Source organism: Paenibacillus sp. 1-18 (assembly GCF_000520755.1).
Taxonomy (GTDB): domain Bacteria; phylum Bacillota; class Bacilli; order Paenibacillales; family Paenibacillaceae; genus Paenibacillus; species Paenibacillus brasilensis.
In genome coordinates, this window is record NZ_ASSB01000302.1 from 1 (window position 1) to 5,171 (window position 5,171).

The 5,171-nt window shown below is 43.8% G+C and carries 3 protein-coding genes and 1 pseudogene; 3 read left to right on the plus strand and 1 reads right to left on the minus strand.

From position 1 onward, the window contains the following. Positions 1-268 precede the first annotated feature (268 nt). Complete coding sequence (locus L693_RS0119020; protein ID WP_025719105.1) at positions 269-1,045, plus strand: WIAG-tail domain; 777 nt, start codon at positions 269-271, stop codon at positions 1,043-1,045. A 212-nt stretch (positions 1,046-1,257) separates the two neighbouring features. On the opposite strand, the pseudogene L693_RS28300 reads toward L693_RS0119020, so the two are convergent. Next, positions 1,258-2,239: pseudogene (locus L693_RS28300) on the minus strand (penicillin-binding protein); the annotation flags it as partial. 419 nt (positions 2,240-2,658) lie between these two features. Between L693_RS28300 and L693_RS0119040 the strand changes: the two are divergent. Together L693_RS0119040 and L693_RS0119045 are read left to right on the plus strand one after the other, a co-directional pair. Beyond that, positions 2,659-3,249, plus strand: coding sequence for a sensor domain-containing protein (locus L693_RS0119040; protein WP_025719110.1), 591 nt, complete (start codon positions 2,659-2,661; stop codon positions 3,247-3,249). Between the two features lie 4 nt (positions 3,250-3,253). Further along, entirely contained in the window at positions 3,254-5,041 is a 1,788-nt protein-coding gene (locus tag L693_RS0119045; RefSeq protein ID WP_025719111.1) for a helix-turn-helix transcriptional regulator, read from the plus strand. Positions 5,042-5,171 lie beyond the last annotated feature (130 nt).

The window sequence follows — 5,171 nt, forward strand, 5'->3', positions numbered from 1 at the left end:
GGGAAATGGCCGCGGCCATCATCGGACTGCTCCGGCAGACTGACTTGCGGCGACGGATGGGAGAAGCCGGGCTTGGTGAGGTGCGGAGACGGTTTTTATGGCAGCATTCAGCACATCGCTGGGCGCAAATTATGCTGGACTGTGCAACTGAGTGACGTGGGCGCCCTTATGCGCATAGGCTAGCTTATAGGCATTAGCCATGATTCCCAGCCGGGTGAATGAAGCGGAGCGACCGCTTATTCACTCCTGTGCCAAAGGAGCGGTCACCATGAACCATCGTATGAACCATGGTCATAAGGATAAAAAAATAGCACGGCGTAACCTTTCCAATACAGTTCCCTCTCCCCGTGTAAGCAAGGAGAAACCTGCTTCGCTTGCTGGCAGTCACAGAACCACTCAGCGTGGAACGGCAAGTGCAGCTGTCCCTGTAGAGAAGGATCCCCCGGTTCAAGCTATAGAGGAAGCAGCATGGAAAAAGCATAAGCTTCCCAAAACGCTGGAGGAAGCGATGCAGATGAATCGAGCATCTGTGCTGCTGTTGTCTGTGCCTGAGTCAGATACCGAATACGGAACGGGTAATGACATGACGTCTATGAAGGCGGAAGATCAGAACGAGCAAGATTCGTTGCTGGATTGTTCCATAACCAGTATTCATATTGCGGAAGGAAGACAGCGTCCAAAGCAGCGAATGCAATTGCCTGAGCAAGATCTAGCTTTTCACGATGAAAAAGAATTAGGTCGGAATGCCATTCACGATGGCTCACCGACCAATGACAGGACTACGGACAGTAAAGCGACTTCACCCCAATTTGGCAGCATTTCTTTTTATCTAGCTGCACAGGCGGTTACAAGTGAAGTAAACGTTGTGTTTGAGAAGCCCTTTATAGACACACAATATGCAATCACCGCTAATGCGAGCGTACCGGGAGTGACGGTATCTGTTACACAGCGACAGAGGTATTCGGGAGTGCTTACAGTGGAACGCAGACAATCGGGTCAGATATGTGAGGGGTGGATTCTCTGGATTGCGATGGGGACATCATAGGAAGCCGGGGATGTAAGTTGCACATCAACGTCATAATGGAAAAAGGCGTCCCGTTAGTTGGACGCCGTATACATAAGGGCGGAGGCGGTATCGCGGTGGAGAAGCTAGAAGGGAAGTAAGATAATTGGTGAAGGCATTATTATAAATATACACAGCTTTTGTTTATGGTAATGTTAGAACACCTCAGACACTGAAACAGGAATGGCGTTTTTTTATTTCTGTTTAATAGGCAGAGCATAATAGCCAAAAGCTAAATCGAGCAAGGCGCTCGCTTCTTGACGAAGTAATAAATTCTTTGGACGGAAGGTAAAGGAGCCATCAGTATTGATGTTGGTATCTTGGTCAGGTTGAATCTGCTTCAAATTTTGAATCATGGTTGCTGCAACTTGTCGGGTAATCGGAGTGGCACGGTCATATCTTGGTATGCCTACTATGAGTTGCTTCTTGATTTTTTCGATTTCGTCTGGGAAAGTGTACCCTCCGTGTGCAAGTAACAAGGCGTCAGCAAATTCCCCTTGTGTCATCGTGCCCATTGGATTAAATAGATTACCTATTTTAGCATTCATGATCTCTAAAGCAGAAGATTGTCTATTTCCTTCTGCATCTTCAAACAACAATGGGTGAATCATTTTGAGTACTTGTTTTCCAGCTGTTTCATCTTCCATGACCAACGCCCCATTCTCATAGGAAAAGTGGGTACGAATTGCGAATACACGTGTATTTTGATATAGACCCACGTATTTTTGCGCTTCTTTTTCCTCTAACTGGTGGTATGTTGGTTTCTTCACAGTGATAGTTCGAGGAAAATAATGATCCATGAACGCATCGTACACATCTAGACTCATCATGGAATCATTATTGTAAGACATGAAAAATGCGGTTTTTTGTTCAGGCACCAAAACCATCAACGAAGAATATCCCGGCATGTTTCCGCCTTTTAATACCACATGTTACGATTTCTTTATCTCCAAACTTCCCATTCTGTAGCTGCATAATCATGTACTTTGACATGTCTTCTCCAATGGACAAAATGCTTCCTTGTGGTCCATCAGTTAGGGCGTGCCCATATGTTGGATGAGGATCGCCAGTGGGACCGTAATGTGTAGCCATTCTCTTGAGAAGGTCAGACGTAAAGCGCACACTGGTAGACTTCATGCCTAATGGTTTAAAAATATTCTTTTCCATCATGGACGACGGCAAAACTTGAACCGTTCACATTGTACTTCTTCATTTTTTCCGCGAACAACGGATCAGCAAAAGATTCTACTTCTTTTGCGTTATTGGGAGCTTTCGTCATTTGAATATTGGCCGTGGATGTCGATGGTTTTAATTCTCCAACTTCTAAGGATTATTGGGAACACGCAGAAATCATGCTGGTAGAAATGTCGACTCACCCGTGTATGAACCGAGTGTAGCAAGCGGCAAGTCATAGTAGCTAGTGACCTTTCGTCTTCTAATGCATGACATAAAAAAGAGCTTAGTACAGCTTGTTTTATAGTCATGACCTACAAATATGACACTTTGACACTACCGTATGTGACAGATAACAAGTTAGATTCGAAGGGCAATTCATAACGGATTAGCAAATAAAATAAAGAGTAGGAGAGAATCAAATGACGAAAGAATCAGCTCGCAAAAGGTTGCAAGATTTCTACTTTTTGTTGTTTACCTTCGGATCGGGACTGTTTTATTTTTGCTTCTATTTGGTCAGCATTACATTTGCGTTGGGGATGACGGTTATCTTCGTGGGCATTCCCTTGTTGGCGTGTGTGTTGCGAACAACTCACACGTTTGTCCAATATGAACGCATTCAGACGAAGGTTTATACGGATATATCGATAGAGCCAATCCCGACAAGGACAAACAGTGGAAGGGATAAATGGATGAAAGCGAGAGAAGCCATTCTTAATAGTAGCAATTGGAGGGCCGTTTTTTGGCTTATGCAGAAATTTTTTATTGGGGTGATTAGCCTTATATGTGCCGTTATATTGTACATAGCTCCGCTCGTAATTATCGTTACACCGATACTTTTTCAACATCTTGATATATACTTATGGGGATTCGCTGTAGATTCATGGGAAAAGGCTATATGTGTCATGCTCTCTGGGTGTATTCTCGTCTGGATCAATACTCGCATTGGAAACAGCTTAGTTCAAATAGTCGGAATGTACACGCATTCCATGTTTAAAGCTATTAAGAGGTGATAATTTGTTTACAACCTGGAAACAATGGTTCTGGTATGACTGGTTATTGCTTTGTATACGTTTTGTCATCTGGTTTTCATTGATGATAACTACTATCCAACACCAAGACCATTTAACTGTGCCCCTTTGGATCATCGTTCTTTGGGAAATTGCCGCATTTTCAATACCTTGGATTTGTTTAATGTTCAGTTATCGCTACTATCTGCTTACTGAGATGGTTTTGTTTGGCGGAGTGTGCTTCTACTTAACCTTATTATTTCCGGCGGCATATCTTGCATTTTTAATGCCAACTTTCATGATCGCGGCAAATAGTGCTCATAAATCATTCCGTTGGTCGGGTTCTATCACAGTTGTTTTGTTTCCATTGCTCATTGCAATATTTTCCCCAGGAACAGATCTATGGGCGATTATCCCACTCGGTCTGGCTTTTGCGATGGGATTTTCCTTTCACTTACTAGTTTCTAATTACCGCCAAAATGAAATTATACGCAATCAGAAGCTTGTGCTGGAACAGTACCTATCTCAGATTGAGCAGATTACTTTGTTAGAGGAGCGCGATAGACTTTCCAAAGATTTGCATGATACGATGGGGCATTCCTATACCTCGATCATTATGGGGTTGGAAATATTGCGTACGGAATTAGCAACAAAAGATGGGGAGCAGAAAATCGACACATTATTGCAATTAGCCCGTAACAGTATGGAGGAAGTGAGAGCCTATTTGCATCAAATAGATTCACCACAAGAATCGCTTCCCTTGACTGTTACTTTGCAACAATTAGCAGAGGAGTTCCAGAAACATGCAAAAGTAAATGTACGCACTCGAATAATAGGGGAAGAGTACATGGTCTCCAAACAAGCGAAAATGACTCTTTATCGGTGCTTGCAGGAATCGCTGACTAATGCTGTGCGCCACGGACAATCAACCGAAATCATTGTGTCACTGCATTTTGAGCCGCAACAGACGAGATTGGATGTACAGGATAATGGCGGCGGAGTGGAGGAGTGGAAGGATGGCTTCGGATTAACTGCAATGAAAGAACGTGCGACACAGTTACAAGGGAGAGTCACTGTATACTCCGAAAAGGGCGAAGGGACGTTCATCTCATGTGTGTTACCTAGACTTGTACAATTGTCCGATGAAAGAATCCGCTTGTGTATCGTCGATGATCATTCGTTTATCCGAGATAGCCTCCATACCATCTTGGACGGACAGGAGGACTTGCAGGTAGTGGGGGTGGCTGAAGATGGGGAGCAAGCTGTGGAATTGTGCAGAAGCCTGAATCCGGATTTGATATTAATGGATTTGGAGATGCCCAATCAGGATGGGATTCGTGCGACCCAAATAATCAAGGAAACATGGCCTGACATTCGCGTCCTCATCCTGTCAACGTTTCAGGATACAGAGAGGGCGAAGGAAATCATGCGAAGCGGCGCTGACGGCTATTTGCTGAAATCCATAGAATCGCGTGAACTGGCTGAAACGATTCGCCTCGTCTATCGGGGAGGCACGGTAATAAACCAAGATTTGTTCCATAGAATGTGGGACGGAAATGATGAAGAAGAGTCAGTCGGACCATGGTCAGATGGAGAAGAGTATGGCTTAACGAAACGCGAACTAGAGGTTTTGAATCTTTTATCTCAAGGAAACCGTTATAAAACAATTTCTGAGAAACTTTACCTATCCAACGGCACCGTAAGAAATTACGCTTCCACTCTCTACGACAAGCTGGGAGTCAACAATCGAGAAGAAGCCGTGCAAAAAGCAAGAGATGCCGGATTACTTTTGTAAGAGCTGTTTAAGTCCAAATTATATTTAAATGTACAATTTTCTTTTATTGAGAGATAAATGGATAAGAAAAGGGCGCCCCTTTAAGGAGGCGCCATTGGATCGGCTACACTTAGTTGGACAACAAAAATGG